This window comes from Roseateles saccharophilus (genome assembly GCF_004342485.1).
GTDB classification, from domain to species: Bacteria; Pseudomonadota; Gammaproteobacteria; order Burkholderiales; family Burkholderiaceae_C; genus Pelomonas; species Pelomonas saccharophila.
Window position 1 is genome coordinate 1 of record NZ_SMBU01000034.1, and the last position, 16,229, is coordinate 16,229.

Annotated in this window: 18 protein-coding genes; 5 read left to right on the forward strand and 13 right to left on the reverse strand. The window is 70.0% G+C overall.

The window, feature by feature from the left end; translation table 11 throughout:
* Positions 1–268 precede the first annotated feature (268 nt).
* The 5 genes from EV671_RS21060 to EV671_RS21080 all read right to left on the reverse strand — a co-directional run bounded on the left by EV671_RS21060 (position 269) and on the right by EV671_RS21080 (position 4,222).
* On the reverse strand, positions 269–829 hold the full coding sequence (locus tag EV671_RS21060; protein ID WP_132575459.1) for an Lcl domain-containing protein: 561 nt from the start codon (positions 827–829) through the stop codon (positions 269–271).
* A gap of 14 nt (positions 830–843) precedes the next feature.
* Positions 844–1,365 (reverse strand): GNAT family N-acetyltransferase, encoded by a 522-nt coding sequence (locus EV671_RS21065; RefSeq protein ID WP_132575461.1) that lies wholly within the window; start codon positions 1,363–1,365, stop codon positions 844–846.
* 10 nt (positions 1,366–1,375) lie between these two features.
* On the reverse strand, positions 1,376–2,167 hold the full coding sequence (locus tag EV671_RS21070; protein ID WP_132575549.1) for a DUF2182 domain-containing protein: 792 nt from the start codon (positions 2,165–2,167) through the stop codon (positions 1,376–1,378).
* Positions 2,164–2,808 carry a DUF1326 domain-containing protein gene (locus EV671_RS21075; protein WP_132575463.1) on the reverse strand — a complete coding sequence of 215 codons (645 nt, stop codon included), beginning with the start codon at positions 2,806–2,808 and terminating at the stop codon, positions 2,164–2,166. Before EV671_RS21075 ends, EV671_RS21070 begins: the two co-directional genes overlap by 4 nt.
* 82 nt (positions 2,809–2,890) lie before the next feature.
* The gene (locus EV671_RS21080) at positions 2,891–4,222 is read right to left on the reverse strand and encodes a hypothetical protein (protein WP_132575465.1); all 1,332 of its coding nucleotides are present in this window, start codon (positions 4,220–4,222) and stop codon (positions 2,891–2,893) included.
* Between the two features lie 99 nt (positions 4,223–4,321).
* Between EV671_RS21080 and EV671_RS21085 the strand changes: the two genes are divergently transcribed.
* Together EV671_RS21085 and EV671_RS21090 are read left to right on the forward strand one after the other, a co-directional pair.
* Complete coding sequence (locus tag EV671_RS21085; RefSeq protein ID WP_132575467.1) at positions 4,322–4,891, forward strand: YceI family protein; 570 nt, start codon at positions 4,322–4,324, stop codon at positions 4,889–4,891.
* A 337-nt stretch (positions 4,892–5,228) separates the two neighbouring features.
* Complete coding sequence (locus EV671_RS21090; RefSeq protein WP_132575469.1) at positions 5,229–5,627, forward strand: YXWGXW repeat-containing protein; 399 nt, start codon at positions 5,229–5,231, stop codon at positions 5,625–5,627.
* 64 nt (positions 5,628–5,691) lie between these two features.
* Here the strand turns inward: EV671_RS21090 and EV671_RS21095 are convergent, their stop codons facing one another.
* The 5 genes from EV671_RS21095 to EV671_RS21115 all read right to left on the reverse strand — a co-directional run bounded on the left by EV671_RS21095 (position 5,692) and on the right by EV671_RS21115 (position 10,590).
* Positions 5,692–7,872, reverse strand: a complete 2,181-nt coding sequence (locus tag EV671_RS21095) for a S46 family peptidase (RefSeq protein WP_207911217.1) — start codon at positions 7,870–7,872, stop codon at positions 5,692–5,694.
* 130 nt (positions 7,873–8,002) lie between these two features.
* The gene (locus EV671_RS21100; protein WP_132575471.1) at positions 8,003–8,380 is read right to left on the reverse strand and encodes a hypothetical protein; all 378 of its coding nucleotides are present in this window, start codon (positions 8,378–8,380) and stop codon (positions 8,003–8,005) included.
* A 107-nt stretch (positions 8,381–8,487) separates the two neighbouring features.
* Positions 8,488–9,255, reverse strand: a complete 768-nt coding sequence (locus tag EV671_RS21105) for a cupin domain-containing protein (RefSeq protein ID WP_132575473.1) — start codon at positions 9,253–9,255, stop codon at positions 8,488–8,490.
* 49 nt (positions 9,256–9,304) lie between these two features.
* On the reverse strand, positions 9,305–10,012 hold the full coding sequence (locus EV671_RS21110) for a sigma-70 family RNA polymerase sigma factor (RefSeq protein ID WP_132575475.1): 708 nt from the start codon (positions 10,010–10,012) through the stop codon (positions 9,305–9,307).
* Between the two features lie 170 nt (positions 10,013–10,182).
* Positions 10,183–10,590: a cupin domain-containing protein gene (locus EV671_RS21115; RefSeq protein WP_132575477.1), complete on the reverse strand. Its 408-nt coding sequence runs from the start codon at positions 10,588–10,590 to the stop codon at positions 10,183–10,185.
* 84 nt (positions 10,591–10,674) lie between these two features.
* Between EV671_RS21115 and EV671_RS21120 the strand changes: the two genes are divergently transcribed.
* The 3 genes from EV671_RS21120 (at position 10,675) to EV671_RS21130 (ending at position 11,919) form a co-directional block, all read left to right on the forward strand.
* Complete coding sequence (locus EV671_RS21120) at positions 10,675–11,160, forward strand: SRPBCC family protein (protein WP_132575479.1); 486 nt, start codon at positions 10,675–10,677, stop codon at positions 11,158–11,160.
* 183 nt (positions 11,161–11,343) lie between these two features.
* Complete coding sequence (locus EV671_RS21125; protein WP_132575481.1) at positions 11,344–11,592, forward strand: Imm32 family immunity protein; 249 nt, start codon at positions 11,344–11,346, stop codon at positions 11,590–11,592.
* Between the two features lie 51 nt (positions 11,593–11,643).
* A complete protein-coding gene (locus EV671_RS21130) occupies positions 11,644–11,919 on the forward strand; it encodes a hypothetical protein (RefSeq protein WP_132575483.1) in 276 nt (91 codons plus the stop codon).
* 120 nt (positions 11,920–12,039) lie between these two features.
* Here the strand turns inward: EV671_RS21130 and dcd are convergent, their stop codons facing one another.
* The 3 genes from dcd to EV671_RS21145 are packed head-to-tail and all read right to left on the reverse strand — an operon-like array spanning position 12,040 to position 16,216.
* Complete coding sequence (gene dcd, locus EV671_RS21135) at positions 12,040–12,606, reverse strand: dCTP deaminase (RefSeq protein ID WP_132575485.1); 567 nt, start codon at positions 12,604–12,606, stop codon at positions 12,040–12,042.
* A gap of 14 nt (positions 12,607–12,620) precedes the next feature.
* On the reverse strand, positions 12,621–14,195 hold the full coding sequence (locus EV671_RS21140) for an ABC transporter substrate-binding protein (RefSeq protein WP_132575487.1): 1,575 nt from the start codon (positions 14,193–14,195) through the stop codon (positions 12,621–12,623).
* Positions 14,192–16,216 (reverse strand): amidohydrolase family protein, encoded by a 2,025-nt coding sequence (locus EV671_RS21145; RefSeq protein ID WP_165917667.1) that lies wholly within the window; start codon positions 16,214–16,216, stop codon positions 14,192–14,194. The genes EV671_RS21140 and EV671_RS21145 overlap by 4 nt, the downstream gene beginning before the upstream one ends.
* Between the last annotated feature and the right edge of the window lie 13 nt (positions 16,217–16,229).

Below are 16,229 nucleotides of genomic sequence, written 5' to 3' on the forward strand. Positions count from 1 at the left end.
TGACGTGTCGGTCATCTCGGCGCTGCCGTCCACCTTGTAGCTCATCGTCGTTTCTTCAGGGACACCTGGCCCGCATGCGGGGTTGGGTTGCTCAGAGCCGTTCCCGGTCTCGCGCTCACCCGACCCGTCTTGGCGGTGCGCTTTCCGGGCCGAGCGCCGGGCCGCTCCCAAGCCGGCCCGCGCTGGCGATGCTTGCGGCTCGACGCCGCAAGCATCGGCGCCCCCTCGGAGGGCGGACCAGCGTACTCGCTGGGCCGGGGGCTCCATCTCAGGGTTCGACGCTGCGCACCAGCCGCACCGGCAGGCGCTCGCGCCGGGGCATGTCGCCGCGGGTCTCGCCGTTGCGCGGGTCGAGCGCCCAGCCGGTCTGCACGATGAGCCGGTCGACATGGGTCTCGGTCGCGCCGCGCTGCACGTTGCGGTAGGCGTAGGGGTTGGCCGACTCGCTGTCGATGCGCACGGTGCCGGTCCAGTACCAGCCCTGGGGCGCGGCCGGCGCTAGCGTGCCGGCCTGGGGCTCATGCGCCAGTCCTTCGCCAAAATGCTTGAGTTCCCGCAGCTGCGGCACACGCCAGGCCCGCCCCTCGGCCGCACTGCGCGAACGCGCCATCGCCAGCGCCTCGGCATGCGTGAAGAGGGCCGGCCGGCCCTGGCAGCTGCGCCCGTCCCAGCGCATGCCCTCGACGCAGCGCGCCCAGGCGCGCTGGCCGGCGGCATCCAGCAGCTCCTGGCCATCGGCGCTGGGCGCGAACGCCTGGGCGCCGGCCAGGCCGCAGGCGATGGCAAGGCTCGCGGCGGCGAGGACGACGGGGCTGCGTGGGGCTTGCATGCAGCCATCCTGCCTCAATCGGCATGGCGCTCGAAGTGCAGCCTGTCATGCCAGACGCCACCGAGCTCGAAACTGCGCCTGGAATGGCCGAACTGCTCGAAGCCATTGCGCAGCAGCACGCGGATCGAGCCCTCGTTGCCGACGCGCGCATTGGCCTCCAGCCGCTTCAGACCCAATTCGCCGAAGGCCTTGAGCAGCACCAACCGCACGGCCTCGCTCGCGTAGCCCTTGCCGCAGGCGGACTCGGCCATGCGGTAGCCGAGGTCGGCCGAATGGAAGTGGCTGCGCCGCAGGCCGACCAGGTTGACGCGGCCCACCAGCTCGCCGGCCCCGCTGCGCACGAGGAACTGGTAGCCCTTGTCCTCGGCCGCCTCGCGCTCGGCGAGAGCGATCGCGGCGCGCACGCCCTCGGGGGAGTAATAGCCCGCCGGCCGCGCATTGACGCGAGCCTCGAAAAAAGCGCGGTTGTCGGTCTCGAAGCGCAGCAGTTCGTCGGCGTCGTCGAGGCGGGGCGGGATGAGGTGCAGAAGCGGCATGGGCCGCAGCCTAGACGATCAGCGTCGCCAGGGCCCACAGCAGCAGCAGGCCGCCCAGCCAGCGGCCAAAGGCGACGCCGGCCGGCAGCAGTTTCTCCAGCAGCACGACGGCGGTCAGCGCGGCGATCCAGACCAGGTTCATGACGCCGCCGACGAAGAGCAGGGCCATCAGCAGGCCGCAGCAGCCGACGCAGTAGGCGCCGTGGCGCAGGCCGAGCACGAAGCCGGCGCCCGGGCCGCTGCCGCCGTGCCGGGTCAGGAAGCCGACCGGGCTGCGGCAGCGTGCCAGGCAGGCGCGCTTGGCCGAGGTCAGCTGGTACAGGCCCGCCAGGCCGAGCACGGCTGCCGACAGCCAGGCGCTGCGCGACCACAGCATCATGCCGGACAGCAGGCCCAGGGCCTGCAAGGCCTTCTGCAGGCCGGCGGCAGCAACCGAGAACGCCAGCCACACGCAGAGATAGCCGGCCAGCAGCGCCGCCGTGGCCGCGCCGACACCACGGCCCACCGGTGCATGGGCGCGCAGCACGCGCGCATGCAGCAGCACCAGGGGCGCTGCGCTCGGCGTCATCATGCCGATCATCATGACCCACCACATCGCGATCAGGATGGGCCAGGCATCGGCCATCGCGCCGGCCACCTCGGCCTGGCGGTGCGGGAACAGGCTCAGGCGGGTCATCTGCCAGGCGCTCATGCCCATGCCCGCGCCCTGGGCGACATAGGCCCAGGCCAGCAGCACGAGGGCGGCGAGTGCGGCGGCCGTCACCGCCCGCTCGCGCCTCAGCACGGCCTCGATCAAGATCAGGCGGCGGCGCGGTGCCTGACCACCCCGCGGTTGTTCAGATGCAGGCGCGCGAACTGCGCATAGCTGTCCTTCAGCTCCAGGGCGATGGCGCCCTGCGAGCGGCTGGTGCCGGAGCCGACCTCGGCCAGCTCGTACTCGAAGCCGTGCGGCAGGTCGATGCGGGCGCGGTGCTCCTGGCCGCTGACCGGGTTGCGGATGGGCTGGCCCTCGAGCTCGAACACGCCCGCGGCCCTCACCTTGCCGCGCCGGGCGTCGACATCGACCTCGTAGTCGATCGTCGTCACGATGGGCTCGAAGACCTGCTCCAGCGTCGTCGCGAACACAGAGAACATCGTCGCGAAGGGCTCGGTCTCCTGACCCGACATGATCTTCAGCAGCGCCTCGCGCTGCGCCGCGCTGGCCCTGGCATCGACGACGGGCTGGCACTTGCCCCGGCCCTGGTGGATGGCGCCCGGCCATTGGAAGACGACGGCGATCCTCAGCCCGTCGAGGCTGACATCGCCGAAATGCCCCTTGTCGATGGCGATGGCGCCCATGGCCTCGCAGGCACCCTTCGATGGCGGCGCGTTGAACTGGCAGGGGCAGCCGTAGGCGCAGTTGCAGTTGATCAGCTCGCTACCCTGGATTTCCCAAGCAATCATGGCGGATCTCCTCGGATGACCAAGACGGCTAGATGTACTGCGCCCCCTGTCAAGCCAGCATCCCCCGATCCGGGGACAGCACTCAGCGGCCGGCCGCGTCGACGAGGGCCTGGGCCTCCTCGCGCGTGACCGGGCCGGCGCCCGGCTGGCCGACCTCGACGACGAGGAGATAGCCGGCGAGGTCGGCGCGCGGGCTGGCCGCCGCATAGACCTGGGCCAGCGCCAGCTGGCGGCTGGCGAGCAGGCGGCCTGTGGCCGCATCCCAGTCCTCGTTGGAGATCAGGCAGCCCTGCTGCGGCGTGCCGGGAAAGTAGGCGCTACCGGCGTAATAGGCCGGGTTGAGGGTCGTGCCGTGGATGAGCAGTTCGTCGCGCCCGGCGCGGCCGGCCAGCCAGGCCTCCTTGATCGGCGCCCAGGCGCGCCAGCTCTCGGGCAGATAGCTCTCGTACAGCGCCTCGCTCCAATCGGCCGCGCCGGTGGCGTCGACATGCTCGAACTCGGCCGGCGTGGCCTCGACGGGCAGCTTACTGTGCAGATAGGGCGTGGGGCCGATGTTGGGGTTGGTGGCCGTACCCGAGCCGACGATGGTGAACAGGCCCTGCGGCGTGTTGCCATTGGTGATGGTGCCGGCCAGGCCGCTGCGCGCGAGTGCGAGCTGGGGCGACGCGAAGAGCTGGCCCGCGGCGTCGCGCACGAAGCGGCCGTCGGCCGCGCGCACCAGGGCCAGGCCCATCTGCTGGCGCCCCAGGCGCTGCAGGCTGACGATGACGGGGTAGCCCGGGCGCAGTGGCGCGGCCAGCAGCTCGGCGAGCGGCGGCGGGGCGGCGACGGCGGGCTGCAGGCGCTGCATCAGCGCGGTCAGGCGCGGGTCGTCGGCCCAGGCCGGGAATTGCTGGGGCAGCAGGGCCAGCAGGCGCGGCGCGGCGCCGGGATCGGCCTGCAGCAGCGTGTAGGCGGCGATGGCGAAGGGTTTGCTGGCGGTCAGCTGAGGCAGCAGCGGCCACAGCAGCGGCGCGGCTTCGGCCGGGTAGAGGGTGTGGGCGGCGGTCAGCAACGCGCGCTGGGTGTCGGCGTCGCGCGTGGCCAGCGTGGGCAGGGCCTCCAGCAGCAGCGGGCGGGCCGCATCGGCCTCGGCGTTGTACTGGGCGATGGCGTCGAAAAGCGCCGGCAGCGCCGCGTCGCGCTCGGGGCCGGGCGGCAGGGCCAGGCGGGCGCGGATGCCGGCCAGCGCCGCCTCGCGCAGCGCCCGCTCGCCGTCGGTGGACGTGGCCGGCCAGGCCAGGTCGGCGGGCTTCAGCGCGAGCAGCTCGGCGGCCGTGTAGCGCTTCTCGGCGGGCTGCTGGGGGCGCAGCGGCGCGCAGGCGGCGAGGACAAAGGTCAACAAGACGAGCAGCGTGCGGCGGAGAAGCGTCATGGCGGGGAGATGATCGGCGCCTGTCGAAATCGCTGCGCCCGGTTCGTCGTAGTGTCAGGCATCGTGCCCGGCCCCCCTCTGAACCGCCAAGGACAAGCCATGAAACGACTGACACCGATCCCCGCCCTCCTCGCCGCCGCCCTGGCCCAGGCCGCGCCGGTGAGCTACCAGATCGACCCCATGCACACCTATCCAAGCTTCGAGGCCGACCACATGGGCCTGTCCTTCTGGCGCGGCAAGCTGACGAAGAACACCGGCAGCATCGTCTTCGACAAGGCCGACGGCAGCGGCAGCGTGGATGTGCAGATGAACCTGGCTGCCATCGACTTCGGCCTCGCCGCGATGAACGACTGGGCCCGAGGCAAGGAGTTCCTCAACGTCGACAAGAACCCGACGGCGAGCTTCAAGGGCCGCTTCGCCGGTGACAGCGGCGGCATGCCGGCCCGGCTCGTCGGCGAGCTGACGTTGAACGGCCAGACCCGGCCGGTGACGCTGGCCATCCACCGACTCAAGTGCATCCCGCACCCGCTCTACAAGCGCGAACTCTGCGGCGCGGATGCGTCGGGCCATTTCAACCGCGAGGACTTCGGCCTCACGGCCGGCAAGGACTGGGGCTTCGACATGGACGTGCAGCTGCGCATCCAGGTCGAGGCCATCGCCAAGGAATGATCCTAGATCCGGCAGTTGGGCACGCCCGAGGGCTTGGCGGGGCGGCCTGGTGGCAAGGCGCGCCGACGAAGTGGGCTCCCGCCCACGAGGAGAAGCAACGCAGCCAGCGGGCCGAAGCGCCAGGCCAGCGGGCGTGCAGCGCTGCCCACCGAAGTGGTGAACAGCAACACGCCGCCAAGACGTTGATGTACAGAGCCTTTCGATGAGTATGGAGCGGTCAACTGCCGGATCTAGGATCAAGGGCTGACGGGTCAGCCGCGCGACGGTCTGCCGACAGGCTGCCTGACCATACTCGCGCCACTTTCAACCAACGCGGCGGCCTGGCCGCCCTCGCCCCATGAAGCTTCGAATTCGCCATGTCCTGTCCGCCGCCGTGTTGGGCGGCCTGGCCGCCGCCACTGGCCTGGGCCTCTCAGGTTGCGTCGTCAAGGAGCAGGTCGTCGTGAGGCCTGCCGCCCCCGTCGTGCGGCATATGCCGGCGCCGATCGCCGAGGACCGCGGCACGATGCCGGGGCCGGACTGGCACTGGGTGCCGGGCCACTGGAAATGGGAAGGCCGCGACTGGGCCTGGGCGCACGGCCGCTGGGTGCATCAGGCGGTTCCGCCGGTGCCGGCGGTGATCATCGAGCAGATCACCGTGGCGCCCTCGCCGATGCACTTCTGGGTGCCGGGCCACTGGGTGTGGCAACTGGACTCGGGCGGCTGGTTCTGGGTCAAGGGCAGCTGGCACCAATAACGGCAACGGGCGCCCCAAGGGGCACCCGTCGTTCAAGGCGGCGGCTTCGGCCGCCGCCGTCGTTTCAAGGCTTGACGCCCATTTCGTCCAGCATGCGGCTGGCCTTGTCGACGACGCTCATCTGCCACAGCATGTAGCGCGCATCCAGGCAGATGCTGCGCACGGCCTTGGGGTTGAAGTCCCAGTCGGAGATGACGGCGTCCAGCGTGCCGTCGAACAGCAGGCCGACGAGCTCGCCCTTCCTGTTCAGCACCGGCGAGCCGGAGTTGCCGCCGGTCGTATCCAGCGTGGCCAGGAAGTTCACCGGCACCGAGTCCAGGCTCTTCACGTAGTAGTTGCCGAACTGCCTGGCCTTGATGGCGGCCAGTTCGTTGGCCGGCGCGTTGAACTCGCCGCCCGCCTCGTCCGGGCCCCTGTGCTTGGCGACGATGCCGCGCAGCGTCGTGAAGGCGGTCCAGGTCTCGCCGTCGCGGCCGACGTCACGCCCCTGCACCTTGCCGAAGCCGATGCGCAGCGTGCTGTTGGCATCGGGGTAGACGGCCTCGCCGCGGCTGGCGTGGAAATCGATCATGGCCCGCTGCGTGCCGGCATAGGCCTTCTGCAGCTTGCCGGCCAGTTCCCTGTCGCGGCTCTCGCGCTTCTGGTCGTCGTCGTACAGGGCCACGGCCATCTGGATGAAGGCGTCGTCGCTGGCCTTGAAGGCGGCCGCGTCCTTGTCCATCCAGCCCAGGCGGGTCGGCGTGTCGGCGAGCTTGCTGGCGGCGTAGACCCCATCCAGGCGGGCACGGATGGCGGCCTCGTCCTGGCCGGCCTTCAGCCCCCAGGCGCCCAGCAGCGCGGCATTCAGGCTGTCCGCCGACTGGGCCAGGTAGCGGGCCAGGAAGTGCGCGACCAGGCGCTTGTCGGTGGCTTCGTCGTAGCGGCGCTCGAGCTGCTGCAGGCCGGCGCGCAGGCGCGGCAGGTCGCGGTCCTGGTAGCCGGGCTTGCGTTCGGCGTCGGGCTTGGCGCGCTCCTGGGCCAGTTGGTAGAGCTGGCGGGCCGAGCCGAGCATGGAAGGTGAGGCGAAGCCGAGCAGGTATTCGGCGCGGGCGATGGCCTCGCGCTCGGCCAGCAGCGCGTCGGTCGCGGCGATGTCGGCGCCGTATTTGGCCTTGCGTTCGGGTGTTCCGTTAGCCCATCCCTTGAGCTGGTCGAAGGCGGCTGTCTTGCGCGCGAGGATGTCGCTGCCGTCGTAGCTGGCCTGCTGGCCGTTGCGGTTCTTGTAGTAGTTCTGCAGGCCCTGCATGCGCGCGGCCATCTTGATCTCGGCGTCGCGGCGGCCGGCGGTCTCGGCCTTGATGATGTCGATGGACTCGCCCATCGCCTTCACGATGGCGCCCTGCTCCCAGCCGAAGGTGAACTCGACCTCGCGCGGCAGCTTATGGCGGCTGGTGCGGCCCGGGTAGCCGGTGACCATGACGAAGTCGCCCTCGTTCAGCGGGCTCGTGGCCATCTTCAGGTGGAGCCTGGGCTGGTAGGGCTTGTTGTCCTTGCTGAAATCGGCGGGCTTGCCGTCCGGGCCGACGTAGGCGCGGTAGAAGCTGTAGTCGCCAGTGTGGCGCGGCCACATCCAGTTGTCGGCATCGCCGCCGAACACGCCCACGCCGCCGGCCGGCGCATGCACCAGGCGCACGTCGCGGATCTCGAGCTGCTTGATGAGCTGGAACTGCAGGCCGCCGAAGAAGGGATAGACATTGCAGCGGTGGCCCTTGTCGGCCTCGCAGGCGGCGACGAGCTGCTTCTCGCTGGCCTCGATGGCGTCGGTGAGGGCCTTGCCTGTCAGCGCACGCGTCTTGTCGTTCAGGATCTCGGCGCTGACGTCCTTCATGTCGACCGTGACGAACACGCGGCTGCCGGGCGCGGCGGGCAGCTCGTCGGCCAGCGTGGCGGCGTAGAAGCCGTTCTTCAGCAGGTCGCGCTGGGGCGTGGAGTTGAACTGCAGGCTGCCGTAGGCGCAGTGGTGGTTGGTGACGACCAGGCCCTGCGGCGACACGAAGCTGGCCGTGCAGCCGCCCAGCGACACGACGGCGCCCATCGGGAAGGCGGTCAGGTCCTTCAGCGCGTTGGCGTCCAGCGCGAGGCCGTCGGCCTTCAGTGCCTTGGCGATCTGCGGCAGTTGCTTGGGCATCCACATGCCTTCGTCGGCATGGGCGGCAGTGACGGCCAGCGTGGCCGCGGCCAGCAGCGTGAGGGAGTGACGGATCATGGAGCGGGTCGGTTTGAAAACGAACCCGCGAGGGTAGTGGCACTCGGCCACGAGGCCGGAGTGAGGAAAGGCAGGTTTCGGCCCTGGGGAAAGCCCGAGGTGGCTCAGCCTACCCGCTGAGCCGGGGGCCTCAATGCGCCAGGCCGATCCATTCGCCGGCCGACTGGTAGGCCTCGAACAGGTCCAGCGCCAGCTCGCGCAGGCCCGGATGCTCGCTGCCATGGCCCTCCGCGAGGCGGTCGTAGGCGTATTGGCGGTCGTGGAGCATGCGCGTGGGGTTGATGGCCAGCCCGGCGTCGTTCATCAGCTGGCCGAAGCGCAGCAGGTCGCCCGTGCTGACCGGGCCGTTGGTGGCACCCGCCACCGCCAGGCCCAGCGCGCGGATGTCGCCCAGGTGCATGCCGGCGGCGATCTTCAGGCCGCTGTCGCGCTGCCAGGCATGGCCCGGGTCGCCGAGGCCGCGGGGTTCGTCGGCAGGAACGGGGATCAGGTGCAGCGGGATCAACATGGCGGGCCTCGGCGTACTTCGCTCGGGGTTCCCATGCTGCCGGGGCATCGGTCGCGCGAAGGCCGGATAAAGGCCGAAAAGGCCGGCCTGACTCCGGCTGATCCGGCTCAAGTGAACTGCAGGTCCAGGTCGCCGTGGGCGTAGATGATGACGCCGGTGTCGGTCTCGGTGACGCGGTGGCCGGTGCCGGCAGGCGCGAGCTGGTAGTCGCCCTGCTGCAGCAGCAGGTCGTCCAGGAAGAGCTCGCCCTGCACCATCAGGCATTCCTCGTCGTGGCCGTGGCCATGGCCGGGCACGCCGGCGCCGGGTTCGGCGCGGTAGAGCAGCGCGGCCTGGCCGCCGCCGCTCCACAGCACGCGGCGGCGGATGCCGGGCGCGAACTCGGGCCAGCCGGCCTCGGCGTCGCGCACCAGCGTGCGGCCTTCGACGGGCTGCTGGGCCTCGCGCACGAAGACATGGGCGCCCTCGCGGCTGGCCAGGCGCGCCGCACTGCCCTGCGGCAGCACCAGGAAATCGCACAGGCCCAGGGTTTCGCCATCGACGTCGACCCGGCCGCGCACGACCAGCAGTTCGCGCGCGCCCGCCATCGCCGGCAGCTGCAGGCTGGCGCCCGCGGCCAGCTCCACGACGCGTGCGGCCAGCGGCTCGCCCGGGCGCAGCGGGCGGTCGGCGGGCGCGCGGTAGAGCCAGCGCTGCTGCACACCCTCGGTGAGCGGCTCGGGGCTGGCCTTGCGGCGGCGCACGGTCACCATGCCACGCTCGGCCGCGAGCGACTGCCGCAGCCGGCCGCTCAGGCGTTCGCCCAGGGCGGACTGGCCTCCCGGCGCGGGCGCGGCCCAGGCGCGTGCGAAGGGCTCACTGAGCAAGGGGCTCATGTCGTCGTCGGATTCTGGAGTTGTCGGCATCGTCGTCATGGCATCCCCCTCAGGCCGGCAGCGCATGCGCACCAGTGTCGCCCAGCGCCTCGCGCAGCGTGACGAGGGCGCGGCGGATCTGCGACTTGACCGTGCCCAGCGGCAGCCGGGTCTGGCTCGCGATCTCCTCGTGCGACAGGCCGCTGAAGAAGGCCAGCGCCACCAGTTGGCGCGGCTGGGGCTTGAGCAGCAGCAGCGCCCGATGCAGCTCGGCATGGCCCTGGGCCACGGCCAGCAGCTCGTCGCCGGACTCGGCCGCGGGCGCCTGCGGCGGCGCCGCCTCATCGTCCAGCTCCTCATGCTGGAAGCGGGCCTCGCGGCGGATCGCGTCGATGGCCCGTGAACGCGCCATGCCCAGCAGCCAGGTCAGCGGCCGGCCGCGCGCGGCATCGAAGCGCGGCGCCTGGCGCCAGACCTGGAAATAGACCTCCTCGGCCACCTCCTCGGCCAGCTGGGGCCGGCGCACCAGGCGCAGCGCCAGGCCGTAGACGCGCGACAACGTGGCCTCGTAGAGCGCCATCAGCGCGCGCTCGTCGTGGTCGACGATGGCGGCGATCCAGGCCTCGAGCTGGACGTCGTCCGGAGACATGCAGCCGGGCCGGGCCCCGCCCACTCCGGCATCGACAGGCTCGCCGTCATGCGGCTCCACCGCGTCGTCGAACAGCAGCGCATGCGCGGGCGCCTCGTCATCGGCCTCGGTCGGGTGCGGGAGGGTCATGGCAAACCTCAGAGCTTGTGAGTGTTTCGACCGTGACCGAAAGGCGCGCCAAAACGCCCCCGATCAAGGCGCAAAGCACAGCCATAGCTCGGGCTATGGCGAGCATTTGCAACGCGGAGCGGGGGCGTTTCGGCGTGCAGGGCGGGCATGGGTGAAAGACTCACAAGCTCTCAGGCCAGGAGTTGGTCGACCTGCGGCTCGGCACCGCGCAGGAAGATGGTCGCGCCCGTCTCGGTGCCGATGCCGGCGTGCAGGCTGCCGGCCCGCGCCAGGTGGTAGCCGCCGGGGCCGACCTCGATGCGGCTGCCGACCTTCAGCACCCCTTCCAGCACCAGGCATTCCTCGTCCGCCGGATGGCGGTGGGCATCGAGGCGGGCACCGGGCGCGAACCTGAGCAGGTAGCTCAGAATGCCTTCGCTCTCATGCAGGATCTTGATCTGCACGCCCTCGCCGAAGGGCTGCCAGCCGGCCGCGCCCGCGGGCACGGTCAGGTGGCTGCGGTCGGAGTCGGCCACCCGCTCCAGCAGGCGGCGGCGGATGGCGCGGGCCTGGGCGGGTGTGGCGGAGGGCGAGGTCATGAGCAAGCTTACGCAATGGATTCAAATCCGGATGCAGCGTAGTTCCCGACATCCGCCCTGACCAGCCCGGCGTATCCCCTTCGCATGCCTCAGAACGCTTACTTCGACCTCGTCAGCCACTGGCGCCTGGACGCGCCGGCGCCCCAAGTCTGGCGGGCCATCACCGAAACCGAGCACTGGCCGCGCTGGTGGCCGGGCGTCGTTGAGGTGCAGCGGCTGAGGAACGGCGACGAGGCCGGCGTCGGCCGCGTGCAGCGGCTCACGTTCCGCACCGGCCTGGGCTACCGGCTGCGGCTGGAGCTGGAAGTGACCGAAGTGAAGCGCGAAGAACGCCTGCGCGCCCGTGCGGCCGGCACGCTGGCGGGCGAAGGCATCTGGCTGCTGCACCAGGCCTTGCCCGAGGCGGGCGGGCATACCGACGTGACGTTCGTGTGGCGCGTCATGCTGCCGCCGGGGCCGCTGCGCTGGGCGGCGCCGCTGCTGGCACCGCTGTTCCGGTGGAACCACAAAAGGGTGATGCGGGCCGGGCGGATCGGGTTGATGGGCTATCTGGCGCGGACTCGTGGGTGAAAGGCCGAGGCCGCAGGATCGTGATGATCAACGCTTCATGCCGCTCGACGCCTGCTCCTCGGTGTATAGCCGGTTGCCGCTTTTGCCGATGTTTTATTGGCATAGTCGAACACTGACAGGGACTTGCCGAAGGGTGCGCCGTGATGGGTGGCGGCGGCGGTCTCTCGAGAACACGTTGACCTCATGCGCGCATTTGCCTATCCAAAGGGCGGCCAAATCAACGAGCATGGCTTGCTTGAACTGGTCGAGTTCTCCGTCTCTGCAAACCCGGAGACCATTCGAGTCTTGGCCAAATTCATGCTGGCCGCAGCCGACAAGATGGAATCCATGGGCAACCGATTCGGTCACTTACATGCGCAGGACGAAATCGAATCCTGGAAAGATCATTGGCCCGATCTGGTCATCTGCGGTGAGGTGACAAATGAGTCCTAACCCGCTGTTGCAGCCGACGCCTGACTGCGCAGCTGAACGCAATCGTTGGAAATGACCAATACCGCTCGTCTACGCGCCATCACTGGGGCAAGTGTGCTTTTGTTTGTCAGCTCGATCTGGCTGTACGCTCACTCAGGCCTTGCGCTTATGGTGGACTCTGTGACCGGCGAGAAGGGCTGCGTCAGCATGCTCGCCCAATACGTCGGGCTCAATGATTCTGATTGGCGGTTTACCGCAGTCAAGTGGTACAGCCTTCTTTGGTTGCCCGTTGCTCTGGCGGCAATCGCGTCGCTTCTGGCCAAGACGGTGCAGTGGCTGCGTAGGTAGTGGGCGGGGCTATGTTGGATCGGCTGGTCAAGCAGTAGCCATGTCCAACCTGTCATTCCAGCGGACTGGCTACGCCAGTCGCTGAACTCATTCGCCGAGTCTCCGACTCCCCGGTACGCCTCAAGTCTTCGGCAACGTCACGCCCACCTGCCCCTGGTACTTGCCGCCGCGGTCCTTGTAGCTGGTCTCGCAGACCTCGTCGCTCTCGAAGAACAGCACCTGGGCGCAGCCCTCGCCCGCGTAGATCTTGGCCGGCAGCGGCGTGGTGTTGCTGAACTCCAGCGTCACATAGCCTTCCCACTCGGGCTCGAAGGGCGTCACGTTGACGATGATGCCGCAGCGGGCATAGGTGCTCTTGCCCAGGCAGACCGTCAGCACATTGCGCGGGATGCGGAAGTACTCCATCGTGCGCGCCAGCGCGAAGCTGTTGGGCGGGATGATGCAGACGTCCTTGTTGATGTCGACGAAGCTGTTCTCGTCGAAGTTCTTCGGGTCCACCACGGTGCTGTGGATATTGGTGAAGACCTTGAACTCGGGCGCGCAGCGGATGTCGTAGCCGTAGCTGCTGGTGCCGTAGCTGACGATCTTGCGGCCGTCGCGCTCGCGCACCTGGCCCGGCTCGAAGGGCTCGATCATGCCGTGCTGCTCGGCCATGCGGCGGATCCATTTGTCGCTCTTGATGCTCATCTCGTCTTCCTTGTTTAGCGGGGGAGAACCCCGTCGAAATACATGCTGCCGTCCAGTTCCAGCACGAAGTTCCTGACGGTCGCGCGCTCGGGCACGGCCAGTTGCCCGTAGGCGATGGGCGACCAGGGCAGCTCCTGCATGGCCAGGCGCTGGGCCCTGGCGTAGAGCGGCTTGCGGTCTTCGCGCTTGAGCGCCTGGCGCGCCTCGGCCAGCAGCTTGTCGTAGACGGGGTTGCACCATGACGTGCCGCTGAAGGCCCCGCAGGCGAGCTGGCCGGCCGTGTTGGCGGGCTCGGGGTCGCCGTACCAGCCCGACAGCGCCGCGTCGTGCTCGCCGGCGTCGATGCGGCGCAGGTACTCGCCCCACTCGTAGGTGACGATGCGCGCCGTCACGCCGACCTTGGCCCAGTCGGCCTGGATCATCTGCGCCATCAGCTGGCCGTTGGGGTTGTAGGCGCGCACGACGGGCATGGCCCAGAGCGTGAGGTTCAGGGGCAGCACCCCGGCCTTCTCGAGCAGCGCGCGGGCCCTGGCCGGGTCGTGCGGCGTGGGCCTGAGCGTTTCGTCGTGGGCCCAGTTCGCGGCCGGGATGGGGCTGCTGGCGATGACGCCGGCATCGCCGTAGACGGTGCGCAGGATGGCCGCCTTGTCGATGGCCATGTCCAGCGCCTGGCGCACCTCGGGCCTGGCGAGCGCCGGGCGCCTGGTGTTGTAGGCCAGGATGCCGACGTTCATGCCCGGCGCGGTCACGAGCTTGATGGCGGGGGCCTTCTTCAGCTCGGCCAGCTCGGCCGGGCCGACGGGTGCGGCGATGTCGCATTCGTCGCGCTTCAGGCGCTGGGCGCGCACGTTGGCATCGGGCGTGATCGCGAAGACGAGCTGGTCGGCGCGCGGCCTCTCGTCCCTGCGCCACCAGCCCGGATGCTTCACATAGCGGATGACGGCGTCCTGGCGGAAGCTCTTCAGCTGGAAGGGCCCGGTGCCGACGGGCTGCTGGGCGATGCGCTGCGGCCTGCCGGCCTTCAGCAACTGGGCGCCCTGCTCTGCCGACTGGATGGCCGCGAAAACGAAGGTCAGTGCAGACAGGAAACTCGCATCGCGCTCGGCCAGCGTGATGCGGACCTGCTGCCCGCCCAGCTTCTCGACCTTGCGGACGAGCTTCTCCCAGCCGAAGGACACGACATAGGGCGATACACCGGGCAGGGCCTTAGCGAAGGCGCCACCCGGACCGTCCGGGCGGTTGAGCAGCCGGCCGAAGGTGAAGAGCACGTCGTCGGCGTTGAACTCGCGCGTCGGCTTGAACTCGTCCGTCGTTTGCCAGGCCACGCCGCGGCGCAGCTCGAAGGTGTAGGCCAGGCCGTCGGGGCTGAGGCTCCAGCTCGTCGCAAGGCCGGGGATGAGCTGGTCGGTGCCACGCTGGGTCTCGATCAGCGTGCCGAAGATGGGCAGGTGGGTGATGTGGTCGACGCCGCTGTCGGTCATTGCCGGGTCGAAGGTCTTGGGGCTGCCGGCGGCACAGAAGCGCAAGGTCGTGTCCGCGCCGGCCAGCAGCGGCAGGACCAGCAGCAGCAGCGCAGCCAGGCGCCTCACTTCACGATCTCCGCGGCCGGCACGAAGGGCAGGATGCCCATGGACTGGTAGAGCACCGCGGGCGACAGCGCCTGGGTCTGGCCGTTGCGCCCCTGGAAGACCAGGGCCACGCGGCGGATGGCGCGGATGTCGGCCACCGGGTCACCGTCCACCAGCAGCAGGTCGGCGCGCTTGCCGCGCTCGATGCTGCCGATGTCGCCCAGCCTGTCGCTGTACTTCGCGCCGTTCCAGGTCGCGATCTTCAGCGCCTGCGCAGCCGGGATGCCGGCCTGCACATAGAGCTCCAGCTCGCGCTGCAGCGCGAAGCCGGCAGTGGCGTCGGTGCCGGACACCAGCGGGACGCCGGCGGCGTGCATGCGGCGTAGCAGGTCCATCATGACCTTCCAGCTCGCGCCCCAGCGCCTGGCCTTGGCGTCGTCCATGTCCACCTCGGCGGACAGGAAGCCGCGCTGCACGACGGCCGGCAGATTGGCCGCCACCATCGCATAGCTCGGGTCGGGCTGGCCCTGGCGCTGGGTGTACTGGGCCTCGAAGGCGGTCATCGTCGGGTCGACGACGGTGCCATGCTTCTTCAGCAGTGCGATGAAGTCGCGGGTGCGCGCATCGTTGAGCTTGAGGTCGGCCGCCTTGTCTCCCACCAGGTTGAAGCGCAGCAGCGTGCGCGTGTCGTCGGTCTTGCTGACGAGGAAGTTCAGCGTGATCTGGTTGATGTGATGGACTTCGTCGAAGCCCGCCTCCACCGCCTGGCGCGCCGTCATGAAGGCCGGCACATGGCCGCCGGTGCGCAGGCCCAGCTCGCGCGCATGCGCCACCATGGGCTTGACCCACTCCGGCCGGATGGAGTTGTAGAGCTTGAGCTGACGGTAGCCATGGGCGGCATACCAGTCGATGGCCGCGAGGGCCTCGGGCAGGCTGTCGGCCACGAAGTCGGCCTGCGACGAGAACGGGCTCTTGCCCTCGATGAAGCCGTTGGCCGCGATGTTCGGGCCCAGCACCTCGCCGCGCTCGACGCGCCCGCGCAGCTCGGCCAGCTCGGCATTGCTGTTGCCCACATCGCGCACGGCGGTAACACCCGCGGCCAGGTTGAGCAGCAGTTCACCGGCGCCCAGGTGGGCGTGCATGTCCACCAGGCCGGGCAGCAGCGTGCGGCCCCGGCCAGCGATGCGCTGGGCCGGCGCGGCATTCGCGAAGCTGCCGGGCTTGGCAATGGCCGAGATGCGGCCTTGGTACAGATAGACGTCGGACGGACCGCGCAGCACGCCGGCCTGGGCGTCGAACCAGCGCACGCCCTCGATGAGGGTCAGCCCGGGCAGCGGCTGGGGCAGCTCCCTGGCAAGCCGCTGCAGGCGCGCGAGCTGGGCCCGCTTCTGCACGTCGGACAGCCGATCCGCCTCGCCCTCGAAGCCCTGCAGCAGCGTGCCGCCCCAGCCGGGGTAGACCTGGGCGAACAGCGCGTGGTTGTCCTCGCGCAGCCAGAGGTAGCTGGGCTCCAGATCCAGGCCGTCAACGGCGTAGAGGCCGATCTGGTAGGGCTGGCCGGGCAGGCTCAGCTGCTGCACGCGCTCGATGGACAGGCGCCCGACCGGCAGAGCCTCGATGCGCGTGGCCTTGTCGGCCAGCAGGCTCTGCGCCACGCGCGCGAGCCAGGCCGGGCTGGCCTGCACCGGCAGGTAGACGGCCTCGCGGGCGGCACCGGGCCGCTCGCCGCTGTCCACCGGCGACCGCCACACCGCCCGGCCGTCGGCCTGGCGCTCGAAGCTCTCGGCGATGCGCGCGCCGTAGGTGGACACGCCCTCGGTGCGGTAGCTCAGCCAGGCGCCGTCGGGAGCAAACGTCATCGCCTCCTTCTGGTCGGGCCCGCGGCCGTTGTTGCGGTAGCTGTAGTCCACCTCCAGCCGCCCCGGCGACTCGGCCAGCTTGAGCTGGCCGCAGGCCACCTTGCTGCACAGCACGGTGTAGGTCTGGGCCTGGGCGGCACTCGCGGCCAGCAGTGCGGCGAGCAGGGTGGGCAACAGCTTCATGGGTGGGCTCCCT

Excerpts from the sequence above, each read along its gene's own strand:
- EV671_RS21075 (WP_132575463.1), bottom strand. The coding sequence starts at position 2,808 with ATGATTGCTTGGGAAATCCAGGGTAGCGAGCTGATCAACTGCAACTGC.
- EV671_RS21095 (WP_207911217.1), bottom strand. The coding sequence starts at position 7,872 with ATGATCCGTCACTCCCTCACGCTGCTGGCCGCGGCCACGCTGGCCGTC.
- EV671_RS21100 (WP_132575471.1), bottom strand. The coding sequence starts at position 8,380 with ATGTTGATCCCGCTGCACCTGATCCCCGTTCCTGCCGACGAACCCCGC.
- EV671_RS21125 (WP_132575481.1), top strand. The coding sequence starts at position 11,344 with ATGCGCGCATTTGCCTATCCAAAGGGCGGCCAAATCAACGAGCATGGC.
- EV671_RS21080 (WP_132575465.1), bottom strand. The coding sequence starts at position 4,222 with ATGACGCTTCTCCGCCGCACGCTGCTCGTCTTGTTGACCTTTGTCCTC.
- EV671_RS21145 (WP_165917667.1), bottom strand. The coding sequence starts at position 16,216 with ATGAAGCTGTTGCCCACCCTGCTCGCCGCACTGCTGGCCGCGAGTGCC.
- EV671_RS21090 (WP_132575469.1), top strand. The coding sequence starts at position 5,229 with ATGAAGCTTCGAATTCGCCATGTCCTGTCCGCCGCCGTGTTGGGCGGC.
- EV671_RS21065 (WP_132575461.1), bottom strand. The coding sequence starts at position 1,365 with ATGCCGCTTCTGCACCTCATCCCGCCCCGCCTCGACGACGCCGACGAA.
- EV671_RS21130 (WP_132575483.1), top strand. The coding sequence starts at position 11,644 with ATGACCAATACCGCTCGTCTACGCGCCATCACTGGGGCAAGTGTGCTT.
- EV671_RS21060 (WP_132575459.1), bottom strand. The coding sequence starts at position 829 with ATGCAAGCCCCACGCAGCCCCGTCGTCCTCGCCGCCGCGAGCCTTGCC.
- EV671_RS21085 (WP_132575467.1), top strand. The coding sequence starts at position 4,322 with ATGAAACGACTGACACCGATCCCCGCCCTCCTCGCCGCCGCCCTGGCC.
- dcd (WP_132575485.1), bottom strand. The coding sequence starts at position 12,606 with ATGAGCATCAAGAGCGACAAATGGATCCGCCGCATGGCCGAGCAGCAC.
- EV671_RS21115 (WP_132575477.1), bottom strand. The coding sequence starts at position 10,590 with ATGACCTCGCCCTCCGCCACACCCGCCCAGGCCCGCGCCATCCGCCGC.
- EV671_RS21120 (WP_132575479.1), top strand. The coding sequence starts at position 10,675 with ATGCCTCAGAACGCTTACTTCGACCTCGTCAGCCACTGGCGCCTGGAC.
- EV671_RS21110 (WP_132575475.1), bottom strand. The coding sequence starts at position 10,012 with ATGACCCTCCCGCACCCGACCGAGGCCGATGACGAGGCGCCCGCGCAT.
- EV671_RS21105 (WP_132575473.1), bottom strand. The coding sequence starts at position 9,255 with ATGAGCCCCTTGCTCAGTGAGCCCTTCGCACGCGCCTGGGCCGCGCCC.